We start from the raw sequence: 19799 nt of genomic DNA on the forward strand, positions 1-19799 counted from the left end.
GCAGATTCCTCAGAACGGCGACACGGTCAGGAAGAACCGCGACAGCCAGCCCATCTGCTGCGACTCGGCCACATAGCCCGTGCCGCGATATTCCATGCGTGCGTCCGCCACCTGGGTGGACAGCACGGTGTTTTGGTTGTTGACGGTCGTGGGGTTGACCACGCCCGAGAACTTGACCGATTCGGTGCCCTGGCCCACGGCGGTCTGCTTCTCGCCGCTCACCACCAGGTTGCCGTTGGAGAGCACCTCCACCACCGTCACCGTGATGGTGGCCGTGAAGTTGTTCTGCGCACCGTTGGCGCCCTTGCTGTCGAACTTGTTTGCGTCGCTGGCCGACACACCCAGCAGCGACAGCACGCCCGGGTTCATGCCAGCAAATGTCGGCACCGAAGCGGTCAGGCTGCCCGTGCGGTTGACGCTGCCCGAAGTCTGCTTGCTGGCCGCCGTGTTCTCGGTGATCACGATCGTGATCGTGTCGCCCACCATGTGTGCGCGGCGGTCTTCGAACATACCGCGAAACCCACCGCTGCCCGATGCCACTTCCTGGTAAATCGCCCCGTTCTGACGCGGCGCCATCACCGGCATCGGCGGGCGTGCGGTTGTCGGACCTTGCACGATCGGGGCCGGCGGCGGCAGCATGCCGCACGCCGTAGCGAGCAAGGCGGTCGTGCCGAGCACGACCAATCGAACGACTCGAACAGCCAGCACAGCGCGGCCGCTGTGCTTGCCATTCTGGAGCGAGTGAACCGGGGGGGTATGCATCGCACTACATCCTCAAAAACTGCGCTGTCCAGCTCAAAGCTGTGACAGCTTCTCCAGCATCTGGTCCGACGTCTGGACCGATTTGCTGTTGATCTCGTACGCGCGCTGCGTCTGGATCATGTTGACCATTTCTTCCACCACGTTCACGTTGGACGTTTCAACGTAGTTCTGGTTGAGCGCGCCGACGCCGTTCGAGCCGGGGTTGGCCAGGTTGGCCGTGCCCGACGCTTCGGTTTCGGCGTACAGGTTTTCGCCCATGCTGCGCAGGCCGGCCGGGTTGATGAAGTTGGCGAGCTGGAACGTGCCCACCTGCGTGTTGTTGACCGTGCCCGGCGTGGTGACCGTCACAACACCGTCCTTGCCGATCGTCAGGCTGGTTGCGTTCTGCGGCACCGTCACGGCCGGCTGGACCGGGTAGCCGCTGGAGGTCACCAGCTGACCCTGTGCGTTGATCTGGAAGCTGCCGTCACGCGTGTAGGCCAGCGTGCCGTCGGGCATCTGCACCTGGAAGAAGCCGTTGCCGTTGATGGCCACGTCGGTCGAGTTGCCGGTCTGCTGCAGGTTGCCCTGCGTGTGCAGACGCTCGGTGGCGACGATGCGCGTGCCCGTACCGATCTGCATGCCGGAAGGCAGCGTGGTCTGTTGCGACGACTGCGCACCCGGCTCGCGCACGTTCTGATACAGCAAGTCTTCGAACACGGCGCGCGAGCGCTTGAAGCCCGTCGTGTTGACGTTCGCCAGGTTGTTCGAGATGACATCCAGCTGCGATTGCTGGGCGTCCATCCCGGTTTTGGAAATCCACAGGGAGCGAATCATGTTCGAGTCCTTGGTTGATTCAATTCAATGCGCCAGCCGTTCAGGCGTGGCGCAGCAGTTCATTGGCCGACTGGGCATTCGTGTCGCTCGTGTGCAGCGATTTCATCTGCATTTCGAGCTGGCGCGAGATCGCGATCATGTTGACCAGCGAGTCGGTCAGGTTGACGTTGCTGCCCTCAAGCGCCCCGCCGGTGATGCGGACCTTTTCGTCCACGCCTGCGTCCTGGCCGTCGCGCTGGCGGAACAGGCCGTCGGCGCCGCGGTCAATGTTCGCCGGGTCGATGCTCACCAGCTTCAGTCGGCCCAGCGACACCGGCGGCGTGCGGCTATCGGCGCTGATCGCATTGACCGTGCCGTCCTTGGCAAACTGCACCGAGGTGTCGGGGGGCAACGTGATCGGACCACCGTCGCCCAATACGGGCTGGCCTGAGAGCGTCTGGATCGTGCCGTCCGGGCCCAGTTGGAAGGCGCCGGCGCGGGTGTAAGCCTCACCGCCATCCGGCGTCTGCACGGCAAAGAAGCCGGGCCCGTCGATGGCCACGTCCAGGCTGCGGCCGGTGGTTTCGATCGGGCCGGGCGCCAGGTCCGTACCGATGGCCGAAGCCATCACGTAGCTGCGCGTGGGCGAGCCATCGCCTTGCACACCCACCGTATGGAACGCGTCGATCTGCGCCTTGAAACCCGTGGTGCTGGCGTTGGCGAGGTTGTTGGCGCTGGCAGCCTGTTGGTCAAACAGGTGCTTTACGCCAGTCATCGACACGTAGATCGAGCGGTCCATGCGAGTGTCCTTGGTGTGCGGTCAGTCAGCTTCAGGCAACGACAATTACAACGTCACCAGCGTCTGCAGGATGGTGTCCTGCGTCTTGATGGTCTGCGCGTTGGCTTGATACGAGCGCTGGGCAATGATCATGTTGACCAGCTCGGCGGACAAATCCACGTTGGATTGCTCCACCGCCGACGATTGCAGCAGGCCGAACGACCCCATGCCCGGGGTGCCCAGGTTCGGCGCGCCGGAGTTGGCCGTTTCCACCCACTGGTTGCCGCCGATGTTCTGCAGGCCTTCCGGTGCCTTGAAGTTGGCCATGGCGATCTGGCCCAGCGTCGAGGTGCGGCCATTGGAGTAGCGTGCGGTGACGGTCCCATCGGTACCGACCGCATAGCTGGCCAGGCGGCCGGTGGCGTAACCGTCTTGCGTCACGCCCGGGGCGGTGTCGTTATAGCCGCCGCCGTACTGCGTGGTACCCGTGAAATCCATGGTGGCAATGCTCATGCCGCCAAAGGCCACGTTGACCTTGCTGGGCGACGAGGTAAGCTGGCCGCTGCTGTTGAACGTGAGCGACGTCACGGGGTTGCCGCCCGTCGGGTTGTTGCCATTCACCTGCGAATACACGTCCCAGCCAGTGGCGGTGCGCACGTAGTAGTTGGTCAGCATGTGGGCCGTGCCCGTACCGTCGTACACCTGCTCCGAAACCGAGTGGTTGAACGTGGCCGAGTTGGTGGGCGAGAACGGCGTGGTGGTCGGCACCGTGGCCGCAGCATCCAGGTTCACCCCGAATGCGGTGTTGGTGGTGGCCAGCGGCGCCAGGTCGTTGACGGGAATCTTCAGATTGGTCAGCACGGCGGTATTGACCTTGCCGGTCGAATCCACGCCGTAGCCCGTCAGGTTCTGGCCCGTGGCCGAGATGATGAAACCGTTCTTGTCGGTCTCGAACTGGCCGTTACGCGTGTAAGACACCTGGCCGCTGGACGGATCGACCATACGGTAGAAGCCCGTGCCATTGATCGCGATGTCCAGCGGGTTGCCGGTGTTGGTCACATTGCCCTGCGTGAACGACTGCGAGACCTTGGTCACGCTCACGCCCTGGCCGATCTGGTTGTCGGACGCACCCACCAGCGAGCGTGCATACACGTCACCAAATTCGGCAGTCGATTTCTTGTAGCCGACAGTGTTGGCGTTTGCCACGTTGCTGCCGATCACGTCGAGGTTGGCAGCGGCGGCGTCGAGACCGCTCAGGCCTTGCTGGAATCCCATAGTGTTCTCCCGTAGAAGATAAAAGCGCGGGGTCTGCCCGCAGTTCACCCGTGTTTATTGAATCGATGCAACGTCGGACAGCTTGGCGGTTCCGCCAGATGCCAGCACCAGCTGCATCGTGCCGTTGTTGATGGTGACGCCGGCCACCTTGTCGGTGCCCAGGGCGTTTGCCGTGACGACCTTCCCACCCTGCGTGGCCGTCAACTTGATGGAGTAGGCGCCATCGGCGAGCTGGTTGCCCTTGTCGTCCTTGCCGTTCCAGGTGTAGTTGCCGCTGCCGGCCGTCATCTGGCCGAGGTCGACGGTGCGCACGGCAACGCCTGCGGCGTTCGTGATCGTGACGACGACGTCGTCGGCCCCATTGGGCACCGAGACGCCGAAGTTGGCTGCGCCCGACGCCAGCGTCAGGTTGTTGGTCGGCACCTGCACCGTGCGGCCGATCATCGACGACGCCTGCGTGGTCGCGTTCTGCGTGAGCATGCTCGACATCGTGGTGTTCAACTGTTGGATGCCATTCACAGTGTTGATCTGCGCAAGCTGCGAGGTCATCTGCGAGTTGTCCATCGGGTTGAGCGGATCCTGGTTCTTCAACTGCGCCACGAGCAGTTGCATGAACGTGTTCTGCAGGTCGCTGCCCTTGGTGATGGCAAGCTGGTTGCCGGAGGTCGTGCCCGCGGTGCTGTTCGTGTTGGTCGTTGAGCTGACGGTCATGTTCGTGTCTCGCTAGGAAGGTGCCGCTTACTGGCCCAGGGTCAGAGCCTTGGAAGCCATCGTCTTGGTGGTGTTGGCGACCTCCACGTTGGCCTGGTACGAGCGCGACGCAGAAATCATGTTGACCATTTCGTCCACCACATCGACGTTCGGCATGGTCACGTAGCCGTCGGCATCGGCCAGCGGGTTGCCCGGCTGGTGCATGCGCTTCATGGGGGTGACGGTGTCCTCCACCACGCGGTCGACCGACACGCCGGTGGCGTAGTCGTCAGACTGCTGCGCGGGCGAGAACACCACCTGCTTGGCGCGGTACGCCGTTCCATCCGGGCCCGTCACGCTTTCGGCGTTGGCCAGGTTGGAGGCGACCACGTTCATGCGCTTGGACTGCGCGGTGAGCGCGCTGCCAGCTACATCCATCACCTTGAATAGCGACATGTTGATTCCGATGTCTTCAAACACTGTTGCCGGCATGCCTGCCGGACCCATCCGGTGTCCTGTATGGCGGCTTGCTCCGGACCGATCGTTCCCGGCCCGGAGCGCCACACAGTTCCCGCCCCTCTTTCGCCGCGCGTGATTGCTGCGCGGTCGTCTTAATGCCTGTCTGCTGCTCTTGCTGCTGTTGCTACATCACGCTAGCTGTTTTGAATGGCCGCCAGCATCGACTTGATCTTCTGCGTCACGATGCTCAGGTCGGCCTCGTAGCGCACGGTGTTGTCTGCAAAGCGCATGCGCTCGCCGTCCATGTCGACCGTGTTGCCGTCGATGGACGGCTGCTGCGACGTGCGGTACTGCACCTCGCCCTGCAGCGCCTTGGTCTGCTGCGAGAGCGACGCCTGCATCAGCGACACATCGCCGGCCGGCGCGCCATCCACACTCAGGTGGCCCGCAGCCGTTGCCGTCATCGGCAGGCTGTTACCGCCTTGCTGGCCGACCGCCTTCTGCAGCGCCGACTGAAAGTCGAAGTCGCGTGCCTTGTAGTTGGGCGTATCGGCGTTGGCGATGTTCGAGGCCAGAATCTGGTGCCGCTGCGAGCGCAGGTGCAACGCCTGCTCCTGAAAACCGAACAACTGATCCAGCTTGTCGACCATGTCTGTCATTCCTTGCGCGTGGCGTCCTGGTGATTGCAGCCACCCGCCGGGGTTGCGTTCTGTCTTGCGTTTGCGTGCTGCGCGTTCCGTCCGGCAGGAGGGCCCGGCATCAGCGGCCCCTTCAAAACCGCCGATGCCGTCTCCCGAACCGCTGAACCGCTTGTCATGCTGAGTTGCCGTCATGCAGCCTCAATGGAAAAGGCCTGTCTGCGAATCCGGTCTCTGGCTGAATGGGCAACTCGCCATCTACCGGAGGCAGGCTGCACGGCCAGGAACCGCGCAACGCCAGGGACTTCACCACGTTGCAAAGTCTAGGGGCGGGTGTGCAACACCATTCGTTCGAATAAGGGGGGGATTGGCCGACATTTCCGCATTTGGCCCTCGCGCACGCGTGGCTACACTTCACCGGACTTTTGATGAAGGGGCTGTCCATGTCCACGCGGTTTGCACGCAGCGCGCACCACCCGATCCGATCAGCCGCCACGGCCATGCCGCTGGCCGCGCGCCAGCGCAAGCTGTTGCTGATCCTGGCGCTGGGCCTGCTGGCCAGCGTCGTTCATCCGATCCTGGCGCACGCTCAAGGCATGGTGCGCGTCGGCTATCCGCCGGCCCAGGCTGCAGTTGTGCAGCCGGCCCCGCAGCCCACCACCATCCAGGGCCCGAACGCCATTCAGATGCAGATTCAGCAACAGCTGCAGTCCCAACTCGACATCTTGGGCGGCACGAATGAGACGGGTGCGCCACATGCTTCGGTGGAAGTTGGCCCCGTGGATGCACGCGTGGCCAACCAGCCTTGCGATCAGATCGACCTGATGCTGCCCGCGGCCAACCGCCTGCGCGGCCGTATACAAGTAGGCGTGCGCTGCCGTTCGCCGCATGCCTGGGCGGCCTGGGTGCCGGCCACGATCCAGATTACGGGGACGTATTACGTTGCGTCGCACCAGCTGCCGCCGGGCAAGACGCTCGATATGAGCGATCTGGAAGCCCGCACGGGCGATTTGTCGACGCTGCCGGCTTCAGTCGTGCAGCAGCCGGCCGATGTCGTGGGGCGTGTACTGCTCACGGGTGTGGCCGCCAACCAGCCGCTGCGCGCGGAAAGCCTGCGCCTGCCGATGGCGGTGCAGGCCGGCCAGACCGTCAAGCTCATCGCCGAGGGCGGTGGCTTCCAGGTCAGCAGCGACGGTCGGGCCTTGAACCAGGCCGCGGTGGGCCAAGTGGCCCAGGTGCGCACCGCCAACGGCAATGTCGTCTCGGGCATCGCACAGTCCGCCGGCGTCGTGGCGATCCAGTTTTAGGATCAAATTGATAACGGCGGATCACTTTCCTGCTGTGATGCGTAATCGATACCTGCCGCTAAAGTTTGGGCCGGGGTTGGCCGATATGGGTGTTAGGATGAACGCGCTCTTCGGAGACACCCGTGAAAATCAACCATATCGTGAACAACACGCCGGCCGTTGCGCCGACCAAGGACGCTGCGTCCGGGTCGACGCGCGCCACCGGCTCGTCCCCGGCCACCACGACGGCTTCGGGCACCACGCGCCACACTGGCGATTCGCCGTCGCTGTCGGTCCAACAAGTCTCGCGCCAAGTGGGCAGCGGCGACTTCGACGCCGCGCGCGTCGAGCAGATCCGCAGTGCCATTCAGAACGGCACGCTGAAGATGGACGCCGGCAAGATTGCCGATGCGGCGCTTTCCGACGCGCAATCGCTGCTCTCTACGCGCTCCAAGAAGGTCTGACGGGCGTTTCCCGTCGACCGTCCCCTGTATTTTCTGACGCCGCCGGTCCATTCGGACTGATCGCGGCGGGGCGGTGTGCCGGCCGGCGGCTGCCCAAGCTCCCAAGCCGAAGGTAGTCAACATGGACAACACACTGCTGATCCGCACCCTTGCCGACGAGCAGGAACTGCTGCGCGCCGCCACGCTCACCCTGGATGCTGAAGCGCAGGCGTTGCGCGATGGCGACATGGTCGAGCTCGAACGCATCACCCAGACCAAGCAAAAACAGCTCGCCGCCCTGGGCGAGGCCGACCGCGACCGCCGCCTGTGGTGGGCCCAGCATGGCGGGGCCGATCCGTACGGGCTGGTCAAATACCTGCGCACCGACGAAAACGCCAGCCGCCTGTTCGACGAGAACCTGGCCTTGGCCCGCCTGCTGCGCCAGCGCAACATCGACAACGGCACCCTGATCGACCTGCGCCTGCGCGCCACGCAGAACGCACTGTCTGTCCTGCATGCCGCAAACAACGGCGGCGGCACGCCCTACGGCCGTGACGGCAAACAGCCGCTGTCGATGCCGCGCTTCTCGGTGGTCGCGCAATAAGCCACCAGAACCCATCTTTTGAGCACAAAAGCCGCGCTTTACGCCCACGTCAATGGGCGTGAAGTGGGGCTAGCTGCTGCCGTCTGATCCTGCTATGTATAGAGGGGTCTAGCACACCACCAATCGGGGTAAACAAAAAGGTTTACATCCCATTGATGGGTGCAACAAGCATGCTGGGGATTTATTCTGCGATTTCGGCGGAGTTAATCCTCCGCGCCTGGCGACATAAACAAGAAAAACCGGAAGGAAATTGCGCCTAATGGCGTGCCAAGGTTTCGGCCCGGCGGCACCGCACTGCGGTGACTGCCGGTTGAACGGGGAAATATACCGAGACCGCGCGCTAAAAGCATTTTCTATCGGCACGGCCGCATTCATTTTGGACCGCAGGTTCAAATATAGACGCGGCAACAAGCTGATTCCGGAAATGGACAAACAAACCATAACCAGACAGGCGGCGCAGTGAAATCAATCGTAGTGGAGGCACACCCTTTGGTGCGTGCCGGCGCGACCCATGTGTTGCAATCCCTGCCGGCCATTACCGAGGTGGTCAGCGTCGAGCCGGACGAAGCCCTCTTTGAAAATCTTGCGGCGCATGCGGACGCCGAATTGGCCCTGATCGGCCTGCCCTTGCCCGGCATCGACGATCTGCCGGCCCTCTCGCGACTGTTGCAGCAGCCCCATCCCCGACACGTTGCCGTGCTCGGCGAAACCGATTCCGCCGCGCATGTGCGCACGCTGATGCAATTGAATGTTTCGGCATATCTGCTGAAAAGCTATTCCGGCAAATTGATTGCGGCAGCATTGGAATTGGTGCTTGCGGGCGGCCGTTATGTGCCGGCATCGATTGTGCTGACACGGCCTGAAGCCAATGCGGCAGGTTCTTCCAGCGGAAATGGTAATGACGATTGCGCCTTGCTCGGCCTGACACAGCGTCAATATGAGATTCTGGTCCTGCTCTCACGCGGGCATCCGGTCAAAACCATCAGCCGCATGCTGAGCATTTCCGAGGCGACAACAAAGGCGCATATCAACGCGCTGTATCGTCGGCTGGAAGTACGCAGCCGTACCGAGGCCGTCTTTGTTGCCACGCAGCGCGGCGCCATGCTGCTGAATCAGCCGAACATCGGAGCGGAGACCGCTTCGACGCCCGCCCCGCCGCTGCGCCTGGCCCGCACGGGCTGACGCCCACCCTTACCCTGGTTGTCCGCACGACAAAAAACGGCGCCCGGAAACCGGACGCCGTCGCAAATGCCCGCCCACGCTGTCGAGACGCGGGCGGTGACAAGGAAAGCAGATCGCGAAAAGCTTAGAACTTTGCGCGGATGCCTACGCCGAAGGTGTCGGCCGTCGACAGATCCGAAACCTTGTCGCGGAAATACGCCGCATACACATCGGTGCGCTTGGACAGCGAATAGTCGTAACCGACTGCCCAGGTGTTGCGCTTCACGTCTGCGGCGCCCGACGTCTTCGTGTACGCGTACGAGGCCAGGATGCTGCCGGGGCCAACCGGGATCGACACGCCGAGCTGGCCGCCGTTGCTCTTGGCGTCGCCCGTGCTGATCGTGTTCTTGATGTACTGGTATTGGCCGTACAGCTTGACCACGCCAAAGTCATACGTCGCGCCCAGCTGCCCCGCCGTCTGGCGCGAGAAGCCAGCCACCAGGCTGTTCAGGTCGCCCGGCGCGTTGTCGTAGCGCACCTGCTGGAACGCCGCCGTCGCTGCAAAATTGCCGCGGAAGTACAGCAGGCTGCCGCCCCACTTGTTCTGACCGTTGTGGCCGGCTTGCTCGCCTGCGCCGTAGATCAGGGTGCCCGTCAGGCCGCCCATGTCCGGCGTGGAATACATGATCGAGTTGTCCCAGCCCGAATCCCCCACAAGGCCCGAGATGCCCGCAGCGCCCGAACGGCCATTGCCGAGGTAGGTGTGGAACACCATCGGCGAGAACGTGTACGAATCGATGAACGGGTTGAACAGGATCGTCGAAACGAAGTACGGCGGCGTGTTGCGGCCCAGCTTGATCGAGCCCCAGCTATTGGACTGCAGGCCGACAAACGAATTACGTGCGAAGAAGTGGTCGCCGTCAAAACGGCCGGACTTGCCCGTATCGGGGCGGAAGAACGCCTCCAGCGTGAAGATCGCCTTCAGGCCGTTGCCGAGATCTTCGCTGCCCTTCAGGCCCCAGTACGACGTCGACATACCGCCCGAATTGACACCCCAGGCGCGGTCCTGGCCCAGGTTCTTGGTGGCGCCCGCCCAGGCATCCACCTGGCCGTACAGCGTCACAGACGATTGGGCCTGCGCTGCGCCTGCTGTCAAACCGGCGGCGGCAGCCAGCACGGCCAGCGAAAAACGTCGCTTGAGTTGCATTGTTGAGTTCTCCCTCGTGTGGTTCCGTTGTGTTGAATCGACTGAATCAGCGTTGAGGCGGCAGGTGGCTCAACCCGTCGCCGCTGAGATGGCGCCGTGAATGCAACTGCCGTGCCAATACGTTGTCGGCAAAGCGCCGCTTCACAAATGAGTATGTTTTCTCGGAAGGGGCGCAGACTAGCTTGAATACCCCAGGCGGACAAGTCCCCATCGCGGGGTGTGTGGCGCCGTTTCTGCACCGGTCTGGCGCAGTGCGCTTTCAGTCGTTTTGAAGCACCCGGATGTCGACTTCGCGCGTGTAGCGCTCGGGCGAAAAATCGCAGTACGTGAGGGAGATCGGCGTGTCCGCCACGCTGTAGCCGATGCGGCGCACGCGCACCAGCGGCACGCCTGCATCCACACCCAGCTGCGCAGCCTGGTGGGCGTCGGCCACACAAGCCAGCGGTGCCTCGCGCGAGCGCGCGATTGTCAGATTGGCGCGCTGAAACACCTGCACGAACAGGCGATCTTCAAAGTCGCGCGCCTCCAGCATCGCCGCCAGCCGCGACGTCAGCCAGGTACGCAGCAGCATGATGGACTGCCCTGCCACCAGGGCTCGGCGCTCGACAAACGCCACCGGTGCGCCCACCGACAGGTCGAGTGCGGCAGCCACGGTGTCGTCGGCCGGTTCCAGCCGAAATGCACCGACCGTATAGACGGCGCCTGGCACATATTCCAGCGCGGCGTCAGACTGGCCCGGTGCATACAGCACCGGCCGATGCGGCCCCACGCGATCGAGCACCACGCTGCGCTGCCCGCGCGACCGCTTGAGCAGCCCGCGTGCCGCCAGCTCATTCAGCGTCCGGCGCGCCGTCAGTCGGGATACACCGTAGCGCTGAGCGACTTCATTCTCGCTGGGCGCGATGCTGCCGGCCGGCAGCGCTCCGTGCAGGATGTCGAGCCGAATGCGGTCGGCCAGTTCGAGGTATTTGGGCAGGCGGGGCGTCATGCCGTCGTTATACAGGAACGATCATCGCGCGCAGCAATGCAAATGGCCCACCGGACAGGTGGGCCATTTGCAATGCACGCTTGCGCGCGCCAGGCAGGGTCTGACTAATCAGGCGATCAGGAATTTATCGCGGTTCTTGCCGATCCAGGCCGGCGCACGGCCGCGGCCGGACCACGTCGCACCGGTCTTCGGGTCGCGATACTTGGGCGGCACCGGGGCCTTGGCACCGGCACGGCGGCCGCGACGCTGGGCCAAGCCCAGGTCTTCAGCCGTCAGGCCATATTCGGCAACCGTCTGACGCACTTGCTGGATAACCGCTTCCAGCTCTTTGGCGCGCGCAGTTTCGATCTGCTCTTCCAGTTTGGCCTTTTGTGCAATCAATTCCTTGTATGTCGCCATATGCGCTCCTGTTAAATTCTGGTGTGAAGTCTGGTGTGGATCAGATATTAGATCAATTGTATTCATAACTGAAATCAAATTTCAACGTTTTTGATCGGGACCCCTCAAACCGCTCCACTAAGCCAGGAATCAACTCATGGCACACCGGATGCTCAGTTTCATCCGGAAAGCCGGATTGACGCATCGGATTAGCGTACGCGATGATGCAAGGCCGCATGCCGGTATCGCTCTGCATTTCGGTGCCATCACCATAGCAAGCGCCGCCGGGTCCCGCAATTCCAGCTATTTGCCGCAAGCCGCAATCTGCAGCAGTACAGCAAACGCAATATCAATTCATATGCAGGCCGCCGCGCGCCGGCATGCCATTGCACCGCGATTGCAGCTGCTGCGGCATGCCGATTTGGTCCGGCAGTAAAACGATTCAAAGCAGCACACCCTTGGTTGCAGTTGGATGAGACAACGATGAATTCGCCCTTGCCGCGTCGTTTTTACTATCTGCTTTTGGTGTTTGGCGTGCTGGCAGGCACCTTATTCGCCGCCGCGACTTTTTTCTTTCCGGAACGTTCGGTCGAACGGATCAGCGCATATTTGATCCTGACAATGGGAACATGCGTTTTGATATGTGCAATCGGGCTGACGCTGACGCATCGCTGGATGGATCAGCATTTCGCCGCGCGGGAAAGTGGTCATGGGCCGGATACTGAATTCCCACTCCCGCCCGCATCCGCATCCGCATCCACATCTGCATGCGAGCAAACCGTTTTGAAACCCCCGCCACAAATCGACGACAGCGCGGCCGGCAAAACGAAACCAGAATGTGTTGTATCGACCACAAACTAGACTTTGCGGCGCGCACGAGTTTTGCGCATCATGAAGGACACTGCCCCGACTTCCTGTAGGCGGCGCGTTTTCATCGCCCGCCGCAGAAGTCCACGCTGAATGACAGAGGACGGGCAATACCTCAGGTTGGAGCGCGGGATGCAAGACGAAAATTCCTACCCGTTGTCAGCGCAAAGCCTTCCGGTTCCGCTCTATGTGGTGCTCGAAGGCCGCATCGTCTTTGCCAATGCTGCAGGCGTTTGCATCCTGCGAGCGCTCTCGGTCGACCAACTGCTGGGCGAGCCCTTCTCGCGCTTCTTCCAGGACTTGCCCGCGTGGCTGGAGCCCCCCAGCAAACAAGACGCCGACCCAACGCAGCCCCACGCCGGAGTCACGCCGGACGCGCAGCTCGTCGCCGGCATCTGCGCCGGCAATTCCCGCGAGGTCGTCAGTGTCCGCCTGACGGTCACACCCACCCGTTTTGACGGCTTGCCAGCGCAGCAGGTCGTCGTACACGGGCTGCCGCTGCCGCTCGATGCGCAACTCCCGGGCAAGGCCGGCGAGCGCGTGCTGAGCGCAGACGCCATCGGCGCCGCGTTGCCGCACGAGCATCTCGACCATCTGCTTTCCACGCTGCCTTCCGCCGCGTCGCTTGGGGAGCGGCTGCATGCAGCGCTGCGCGCGCTCGAAGCCGCCTTGCCAGCGGCCTTGTGCGTGGTGGTGCGTGTCGTTTCCGGCCGGGCGCGGCTCTATGGCACACAGCGCGCCCGCGCGCGGTTGGCTCTGCACGACGGCCATGCGGCGAATCTGTCGTCCGCAGCCCAGGGCGAGGTCGATATTGGACTGGCCGGCATTGCGCCGTTACTCAATGAGTTGGCCCCGATCGAACTGGTTCGCGAAGCCAACGCGCCCGCCGCGCTGCGCGAAGCGCTCATCCCCATGGTGGACACCGCGCAGCTGGCATGGCTGTGCCGCATCCCGGCCCAGCACGGCGGCATGGCCGTCGCCGACGATCTGCTGTGCCTTTTCTTTCCAGCACCCAACCCGCCCGATGACGCAACGCTGCGTGCGGAGTGCGGCTGCTACATCGCCGCCCTGGTCAAGCTGCTGCGCCTGGAGAATGAATATCGCCAGTCCCGCGAGCTGCGCGATCAGTATCGGCTGGTGGTCAACCACCTGAGCGAAGGCGTGCTGACGCTCTCCACCGATGGCCGCGTGCTGTCGTACAACCGCAGCGCGGCAGAGATCCTGCGCATGTCGGGCGCCTCATGGAAAGGCCGCCCGCGTGTGGCGCTGAGCGACATGATGCTGGGCGAAGACGGCGCCATCCTGCCGCGCGCCGCATGGCCCTCCACGCTGGCCGCGCGCACGGGGCGCGCCATCAGCAACGTCGTCGTGGGCGTGCCTGCAGGCAATGGACAGATCGTGTGGCTGCGCGAATCGGTGCTGCCGATGTTCTCGCCGGACAGCGCCTCACCGCACGCGGTGCTGGTCATCTTTACCGACATCACGGCCGAGCGCTCCGCCTACGAGCAACTGCGCCTGCTGGAAACCAAGGATTCGCTCACGGGACTGCCCAATCGCGCCGCGTTCATCGAGCGGCTGGATGCGCGGCTGGCACTGCCCTCCACCGGGGAATCGGCGCTCCTGTATATCGGGCTTGACCACTTCAAGACCGTCAACGAGGCGATCGGGCACCACATGGGCAACCAGGTGCTGAACATGGCGGCGCAACGCATCCGGGGGCAGGCGGGCCAGCGTGCACTGCTAGCCCGCCTGGGCGGCGACCAGTTCTGCGTGGCCATCGATGATCCAAACGCCGCCGCTACGCTCGCGCAGCAGGTGCTCGACGCGCTCGCCAGCCCCTTTACCGGCGGCGAGCGCGAAGTGCACCTGTCGGCCAGCATCGGCCTGGCAGCCTACCCGGAAGACGGGGGCGATGCGGCCACACTCGTCAGCCATGCCGAAGCCGCCATGTACCGCGCCAAGGAGAGCGGACGCGCACGCATCGCTCGTTATTCGCGTGCGCTGGAAACGCAGATGCTGCGCCGCTTCACACTCAACGAGCGCATGCGGCGGGCACTGGGGCGCGGGCAGGTGCGGCTGGTGTATCAGCCAAAGTACGCACTGCATTCAGGCGAGCTGGTGGCAGTTGAAGCGCTGATGCGGTGGTCCGACCCTGAGTTGGGCGCCGTGTCACCGAGCGAGTTCATCGACGTGGCGGAGGAGTCCGGCTACATCCTCGAACTCGGCCGCTGGGCGCTCATGCAGGCGTGCGCGCAGGGCGAAGCATGGGCCCGCAAGTTCGGCTTCGCGGGACGCATGGCGGTGAATGTGTCTGCGCGGCAATGCGATGCCGGTGTGATCGAGCGCGACGTTGACGAGGCGCTCAAGGCCTCGGGCATGGCGCCGGGCCGGCTCGAGCTGGAATTGACGGAAAGCGTGCTACTGGCCGACCGTCAATCGACACAACGGCTGCTGATGAGCCTGGCCGCGCGGGGCGTACGCATCTCGCTCGATGATTTCGGCATCGGATTCTCGTCGCTGTCGTATCTTCGCAGCTTGCCCATTCACAACATCAAGATCGATCGCTCGTTCATCAGCGGCGTGCCCGGGGTGGCGGACTGCGTGGCGCTCACCAAGACGATCATTGCGATGGCGCGCGCGCTGAACATGACCGTCACGGCCGAAGGTGTGGAGACGCCCGAGCAAACCGCCTTCCTGACCGCGCATGCGTGCGACGAAGTGCAGGGATTTCTCTTCGGACGCCCACTGGAAGTGTCGGCCCTGGAAGAGTTGCTCCGCACCCGAAGCCGCGCACAGGCATAAAAAAACGGACCCAAAGGTTTGACCTCGGCTCTGTTTCTTTTTGGGGCTCGACGCGCAGGTCGAATTGAAATCAACGCGTCGATACGTTGCCCACCAGGCCGCCCAGTGCGGCACCGCCCAGGGTTGCACCCGGGCCGCCAATCAACGCAGCACCGGCCAACCCGCCCACGCCGGCACCAATGGCGGTATTGCGTTGGCGTGCCGTCATGTCGGCACAGCCGGTTGCAGTCAGCAAGGTGGCACCGGCCAGCAGAATCGTCAGTACCCGAACCATGTTTTTCTCCTTGAATGCGTCGGTCGCGATCAAGCCATCGCGTACCGAGAGTTTCGTCAACGGGTGCGCGACATGCTGTTTCAAGTTGTAATCAATCGTTGCAATTTGCAGGTCGGCTACGTCTGCGAAGCCGTGCCGCATTCGCAAGCAGCGCCGACCAAAAGCCGTCACCACGCGGCCCGGATGGTGTTTCCCACAGACTTATCCACATGTTCTGTGCATAACCTGCGCGGCCTCCCAAGACCCAAGTCACAAAAGGGCTTGACGGGTTTTGGCAAACATGCCGATCACGTAAAACCGGTGCGCCTGCGCAAAGTTATCCACATCGGGCACAGCTGTTACATCGTGCAACAAACCCTTTCCCATCAACTGGTTGCGGAGGGTTTTGCAAGCGGTGTGCGCGTTGTTGTGGACAAGTGGGGGCGCCCGGGAGCGCGGCCTTGAGGCGTTCGATTAGTTGCGGATACAGCGCTGGAGCAGTTGGGGATACGGATAGCTACCGTGTTCCGCAAAGCCTTACAGGGCATGGCACACCCGCACTTCCGCACCTCCGGATCAATCATCGAAGGCGTGTGGCTCGCGTGCCGCACGCCTTTCCTATCCAGCCGAGTCAGAAGCGATACCCCACCGACAGAAAGCTCGCCAACGGGTTGATCCGCACCTTGGTCGTCGTTGTTACGGTGCCCACTGGCGCCTGCGTCGTCAGCGTCGCCTTGGTGGATAGCCACATATACGACACCGATGCGCCGATCGACCAATGGGCGTCGAGGTTGTAAGTCAAGCCGGCATTGACGATGGGGGCGAACGATTTGCTGAGCGATGCCGTGGTCGAGCCGACCAACATGGAGCCCGTGGTTGGCGAGGCGAGAATCTGCCCGGTTGCCAACGGCCGGCTCAACTCGATATCCCGATACCAGACATAGCCAAGCCCCACGCCAAGGTACGGCCTCACGCGCGCATTCGGTTCACCAAAGTGGTATTGCACTTGCGCAGCCGGGCTCCATGCCCGGGCGGTGCCCAACTCACCAACCGGTGCGAGTGATCCGGTTCCGCTCAGGTGCAGCTTGGGCGGAACGCCAAGCACCGTTTCCAGGGCCACATGATCCGTGACGAAATACCGTGTGGTGAGCGCGAAGGTATTGGCGTTGGCCAGCGTCGACCCGCTGCCGGGCACCTCGGCCGATTGACCGAGTGCATGCACCGTCAGCGGTTGGCTGGAATCTTGAGGGGCGAGATGCATCCAGCCTGCATTGACGACCCACTGCCCTGCCGATTGCGCATGAGCGAGCGAGGTCGCCGCGATCGACAACAGCATTGCCGCGCGTGTGTACTTCATGTTGTCTCCGATTTTTCTAATGTAGGTACTGCAACTGCAGGAATGCGCCACCATGCGGCGCGGGGCACTTCGCCTGCTCACGCGACAGTGCGCAGGCGAGGAGTTCCTCCTTCAGCCGGATCAGCCACGACGCTGCTTCACCGGCATTTCAATCAATTGACGGAAAAGGGAAATGGAAAGCGGCCGAGTACTTCACGCGCGGCGGCAATCGATGCGCAGGCGTTGAGCCTGACCGTCGCCATAAGCCCTCTGGATTTGTCTTCCGCCACTTCCAGAGCCTCAAAGGCGATACCCGCATCCTTGAGTGCTGCGGACAGGGCTTCACGCGTCTCCCGGTGTCTGAGTGCGGGCTTGAAGATCTTGCCCACGGCGGTCAGCGGCATCGTTTCAATGATGTTGACCTGCCGGGGCAGCGCTGCACGCTCCGCAATTTCCGCCTTCAGGAGGGCCAGCAGATCGGCTTCCGTGGCAGACGCACCGGCACGCAGCTGCACGTATGCCACGGGTAGTTCGCCTGCATGAACATCCGGGCGCCCGACCGCGGCGGCAATCTGCACCGCGGGGTGCCGATGCAGCGGCGCTTCGATGGTGAGCGGATCAATGTTGTGGCCGCCGCGAATGATCAGTTCCTTCTTGCGGCCGGTAAGCCAGAAGTAGCCCTGTTCATCCTGCCGGGCCAGGTCGCCGGTATTGAGCCACCGCCGTCCATCGCCCGTATCGACCCACAGCCCCTCGTTCTGCGCGGCCTGGCGGTAGCCCGAAAACACGTTGGGGCCAGACACCACCAACACGCCCACCTCGTCTACAACGCAATCACGCAGGTATGCGCCGCCCTCGTCCAGCACCACGGTCTTCATCTGCTGCGCAGGAACGCGCAGGCCGATGGAGCCAAGACGGCGCTCGCCCATCGGCGGGTTGACGCTGCTCACGCAGGTTGCTTCCGTCAGACCATAGCCTTCGAGAATCTTGATGCCAGTCTGCTCCTGGAAGCGGCGAAAGACTTCGACCGGCATGGGCGCGGCGCCGCAGAGGCCGTATTCGAGCGATCGCACATCGCGCTCGCCAACGGGCACCTGCAGCAGTGAAGCGTAGAGCGTCGGCACGCCGCTGAAGAAGTTCACGCGGTGGTGCTCAACGATCTCCCAGAAGCGCTGGATCACGCCGTCGCCGCGATAGCCTTGCGGCGTGCCAAGCACGACATGCGCGCCCCTGGAAAACGGCAGCAGCCCAGTCACCAGAACGCCATTCACGTGGAACAGCGGCAAGCCGCAAAACACCACCTTGCCGGGGCCGATCCCGTCGCCTAGTACCTGTGCGGTGCTCCATGCGTTGGCGACTTCATTGCCATGCGTGCGCATCGCAATCTTCGGCAAGCCCGTGGTGCCGCCGGTGCAGAAGTACGACGACGCATCGTGTGCAGCAATGTGCCGTCGGCTGTTCAGGCCGTCTGCACGCTGCGCCTGGATGGCGCTGTTGAAATCGTGGATGCGCACCGACATCGGGACGGCGCCATGCACGCCCTGCGGGCCCAGCAAGCGCAGCGCTTCGTTCCTTTGGATCTGCGCGGCACATTGCGCCGCGCCATGCACGCGGTCGGCCAGGTTCACCAGCACCAGGTGCCGCAGGCTCTTGATGGCGGGCAAGTGCGGCTGCAGCTTGACCCACGTATCGGTGCCGGGAAACGGTGCCAACGTGACCAACACCGACGCACCGGCGGCATTGAGCAGCTCGGCCAGCGCGGGCCCTTCGAGCAGCGGATTGAACGCCGCGACGATGCCGGCCGCCTGACCGCCCCAGATCACGAAATGCGTTTCCGGCAGGTTGGGCAGCACAAACGCAATCACGCTGTCTTTCTTGACACCGATGCTGTCGAAGAAATTGGCCGTCTGCGTGACGCGCTCAAGAAGCGCCGCGTAGCTCCACGTCTGCGGAGTGCGGTGGTCATTGACGCTCAGAAAGAAGCTCAATGCCGGCGCCTGCGGATTCAAGCTGGCGCCGCGACGGATCATTTCGTATGTGCTCTGCGGAAGATCGGGCGGAAGACCCTGCCCTTCCACGGCTTCCACGTCTTGCAGGCTGGAAAAACCGGACATGGCGCTTACTCCTCGGCAACGATGCGATTGCGCTGCATGCCCAGATCGATCCGTCCGTCCGACGAGTGGATGCGTGCTTCCACCACGTCGCCAGGCTTCAGGTATTGAGGGCGCGCCGCCTGCACTTTCAGGAACATCTCCCACTTCGCCTTCTCGGGCAGCATCGCGGCCATCTTCTGCTTGGTCGGCGAGGGAACCGACAACGCGCAGCCCGCCGGCGTGCCGGTGGCCAGCAGATCTCCGGCTTCCAGGTCATGCACGCGGGACAGCTCGGTCAGCGTCTCGGCCGGCCCGTAGACGAGGTTGGCTGTCGTGTCGTTCTGCCGCAGCTTGTCGTTGACGGTCAGCTTGAGCTGCAGGCTCCTGAGCGCAGAGATCTCGCGCGGTTCCAGCAGCGTGAGCCACGGGCCGACCGGCCCGAACGTACGGAACGACTTGCCCTTGTAGAACTGCATCTGCGGAATCTGGACATCGCGCGCGGAATAGTCGTTCACGATCACGGCGCCCGCCACGTATTCGTGCAGGTTGTCGTCTGTCACGTCGACTGGCCCGTGAATCGCCTGGCGCATCACGAGGCCAAGCTCGATCTCGTAATCGAGAAACTGCACGCGCTTCGGTTTGATCACGTCGCTGTCGGCCGGGACGATGCAGCTCGACGCCTTGGTGAAGATCATGTTGTACGTCTTCACGTCCGGGTCCATGCCGGACTCGACCATGTGCTGGCGGTAGTTCGCGCCCTGGCAGATGAACTGCTGATTGCGCGTGACCGGGGACAGCAGCTTCACCGCCGACACCGACAGCGTTTCCCCACCCAACGCAGCCAGCCCTGCAAGCGTGCAATTGCGTACGAAGTCGCCCGTCGTGGCATAGCTGCCAGGCACGGGCGTAATGCGCGTATCGCGGATCACGCCCCATTGCGTCTGATCCTGGTATTCAAAGCGAACGATATTGATGGACATGGCG

The 19799-nt window shown here is 63.2% G+C and carries 22 protein-coding genes; 8 read left to right on the top strand and 14 right to left on the bottom strand.

Annotated features, from left to right (window positions below):
* Positions 1-9: 9 nt before the first annotated feature.
* The 7 genes from N5B55_RS22335 to flgB form a co-directional block, all read right to left on the bottom strand.
* Positions 10-762, bottom strand: a complete 753-nt coding sequence (locus tag N5B55_RS22335; protein ID WP_304540108.1) for a flagellar basal body L-ring protein FlgH — start codon at positions 760-762, stop codon at positions 10-12.
* Positions 763-795: 33 nt separating this feature from the next.
* Positions 796-1578, bottom strand: coding sequence for a flagellar basal-body rod protein FlgG (gene flgG, locus N5B55_RS22340; RefSeq protein ID WP_009240010.1), 783 nt, complete (start codon positions 1576-1578; stop codon positions 796-798).
* A gap of 40 nt (positions 1579-1618) precedes the next feature.
* Entirely contained in the window at positions 1619-2356 is a 738-nt protein-coding gene (gene flgF / locus N5B55_RS22345; RefSeq protein ID WP_065855908.1) for a flagellar basal-body rod protein FlgF, read from the bottom strand.
* 45 nt (positions 2357-2401) lie between these two features.
* Positions 2402-3610, bottom strand: coding sequence for a flagellar hook protein FlgE (flgE, locus tag N5B55_RS22350; RefSeq protein ID WP_065855910.1), 1209 nt, complete (start codon positions 3608-3610; stop codon positions 2402-2404).
* A gap of 54 nt (positions 3611-3664) precedes the next feature.
* Positions 3665-4321 (bottom strand): flagellar hook assembly protein FlgD, encoded by a 657-nt coding sequence (locus N5B55_RS22355; RefSeq protein WP_065855912.1) that lies wholly within the window; start codon positions 4319-4321, stop codon positions 3665-3667.
* Positions 4322-4348: 27 nt separating this feature from the next.
* Entirely contained in the window at positions 4349-4756 is a 408-nt protein-coding gene (flgC, locus tag N5B55_RS22360; RefSeq protein WP_065855977.1) for a flagellar basal body rod protein FlgC, read from the bottom strand.
* A gap of 197 nt (positions 4757-4953) precedes the next feature.
* Positions 4954-5409 carry a flagellar basal body rod protein FlgB gene (gene flgB, locus N5B55_RS22365; protein ID WP_065855914.1) on the bottom strand — a complete coding sequence of 152 codons (456 nt, stop codon included), beginning with the start codon at positions 5407-5409 and terminating at the stop codon, positions 4954-4956.
* A gap of 431 nt (positions 5410-5840) precedes the next feature.
* Here flgB and flgA point away from each other — a divergent pair, with 431 nt between their 5' ends.
* The 4 genes from flgA to N5B55_RS22385 all read left to right on the top strand — a co-directional run bounded on the left by flgA (position 5841) and on the right by N5B55_RS22385 (position 8912).
* Positions 5841-6704: a flagellar basal body P-ring formation chaperone FlgA gene (flgA, locus tag N5B55_RS22370; protein WP_304540109.1), complete on the top strand. Its 864-nt coding sequence runs from the start codon at positions 5841-5843 to the stop codon at positions 6702-6704.
* A gap of 122 nt (positions 6705-6826) precedes the next feature.
* Positions 6827-7147, top strand: a complete 321-nt coding sequence (flgM, locus tag N5B55_RS22375; RefSeq protein WP_009240016.1) for a flagellar biosynthesis anti-sigma factor FlgM — start codon at positions 6827-6829, stop codon at positions 7145-7147.
* 121 nt (positions 7148-7268) lie between these two features.
* Positions 7269-7730, top strand: a complete 462-nt coding sequence (locus N5B55_RS22380; RefSeq protein WP_009240017.1) for a flagella synthesis protein FlgN — start codon at positions 7269-7271, stop codon at positions 7728-7730.
* A 459-nt stretch (positions 7731-8189) separates the two neighbouring features.
* A complete protein-coding gene (locus N5B55_RS22385) occupies positions 8190-8912 on the top strand; it encodes a LuxR C-terminal-related transcriptional regulator (RefSeq protein WP_081311307.1) in 723 nt (240 codons plus the stop codon).
* A 124-nt stretch (positions 8913-9036) separates the two neighbouring features.
* On the opposite strand, the gene N5B55_RS22390 is transcribed toward N5B55_RS22385, so the two are convergent.
* From N5B55_RS22390 to N5B55_RS22400, 3 genes are all read right to left on the bottom strand, one after another.
* Complete coding sequence (locus N5B55_RS22390; protein ID WP_065858590.1) at positions 9037-10098, bottom strand: porin; 1062 nt, start codon at positions 10096-10098, stop codon at positions 9037-9039.
* Between the two features lie 259 nt (positions 10099-10357).
* Positions 10358-11086, bottom strand: coding sequence for a GntR family transcriptional regulator (locus N5B55_RS22395; RefSeq protein ID WP_304540110.1), 729 nt, complete (start codon positions 11084-11086; stop codon positions 10358-10360).
* A gap of 108 nt (positions 11087-11194) precedes the next feature.
* Positions 11195-11485: an H-NS histone family protein gene (locus N5B55_RS22400; RefSeq protein ID WP_065858594.1), complete on the bottom strand. Its 291-nt coding sequence runs from the start codon at positions 11483-11485 to the stop codon at positions 11195-11197.
* A 136-nt stretch (positions 11486-11621) separates the two neighbouring features.
* On the opposite strand from N5B55_RS22400, the gene N5B55_RS22405 reads away from it, so the two are divergent.
* The 3 genes from N5B55_RS22405 (at position 11622) to N5B55_RS22415 (ending at position 15133) form a co-directional block, all read left to right on the top strand.
* A complete protein-coding gene (locus tag N5B55_RS22405; protein ID WP_139111030.1) occupies positions 11622-11900 on the top strand; it encodes a hypothetical protein in 279 nt (92 codons plus the stop codon).
* Between the two features lie 47 nt (positions 11901-11947).
* Positions 11948-12325 carry a hypothetical protein gene (locus N5B55_RS22410; RefSeq protein WP_139111031.1) on the top strand — a complete coding sequence of 126 codons (378 nt, stop codon included), beginning with the start codon at positions 11948-11950 and terminating at the stop codon, positions 12323-12325.
* Between the two features lie 138 nt (positions 12326-12463).
* Positions 12464-15133, top strand: coding sequence for a putative bifunctional diguanylate cyclase/phosphodiesterase (locus N5B55_RS22415; RefSeq protein ID WP_304540111.1), 2670 nt, complete (start codon positions 12464-12466; stop codon positions 15131-15133).
* A gap of 70 nt (positions 15134-15203) precedes the next feature.
* Here N5B55_RS22415 and N5B55_RS22420 read toward each other — a convergent pair whose 3' ends face one another.
* Entirely contained in the window at positions 15204-15407 is a 204-nt protein-coding gene (locus tag N5B55_RS22420) for a hypothetical protein (RefSeq protein ID WP_009277078.1), read from the bottom strand.
* A gap of 72 nt (positions 15408-15479) precedes the next feature.
* Between N5B55_RS22420 and N5B55_RS22425 the strand changes: the two genes are divergently transcribed.
* Positions 15480-15851 carry a hypothetical protein gene (locus N5B55_RS22425; protein WP_304540112.1) on the top strand — a complete coding sequence of 124 codons (372 nt, stop codon included), beginning with the start codon at positions 15480-15482 and terminating at the stop codon, positions 15849-15851.
* A gap of 166 nt (positions 15852-16017) precedes the next feature.
* Here N5B55_RS22425 and N5B55_RS22430 read toward each other — a convergent pair whose 3' ends face one another.
* The 3 genes from N5B55_RS22430 to N5B55_RS22440 form a co-directional block, all read right to left on the bottom strand.
* Positions 16018-16743, bottom strand: a complete 726-nt coding sequence (locus N5B55_RS22430) for an OmpW/AlkL family protein (RefSeq protein WP_304540113.1) — start codon at positions 16741-16743, stop codon at positions 16018-16020.
* A gap of 152 nt (positions 16744-16895) precedes the next feature.
* Positions 16896-18836, bottom strand: a complete 1941-nt coding sequence (locus N5B55_RS22435; RefSeq protein ID WP_304540114.1) for an acyl-CoA synthetase — start codon at positions 18834-18836, stop codon at positions 16896-16898.
* 5 nt (positions 18837-18841) lie between these two features.
* Positions 18842-19795, bottom strand: a complete 954-nt coding sequence (locus N5B55_RS22440) for a fumarylacetoacetate hydrolase family protein (RefSeq protein WP_304540115.1) — start codon at positions 19793-19795, stop codon at positions 18842-18844.
* Positions 19796-19799: the final 4 nt, after the last annotated feature.

The sequence above is a fragment of the Ralstonia pickettii genome (genome assembly GCF_030582395.1).
GTDB lineage: Bacteria > Pseudomonadota > Gammaproteobacteria > Burkholderiales > Burkholderiaceae > Ralstonia > Ralstonia pickettii_D.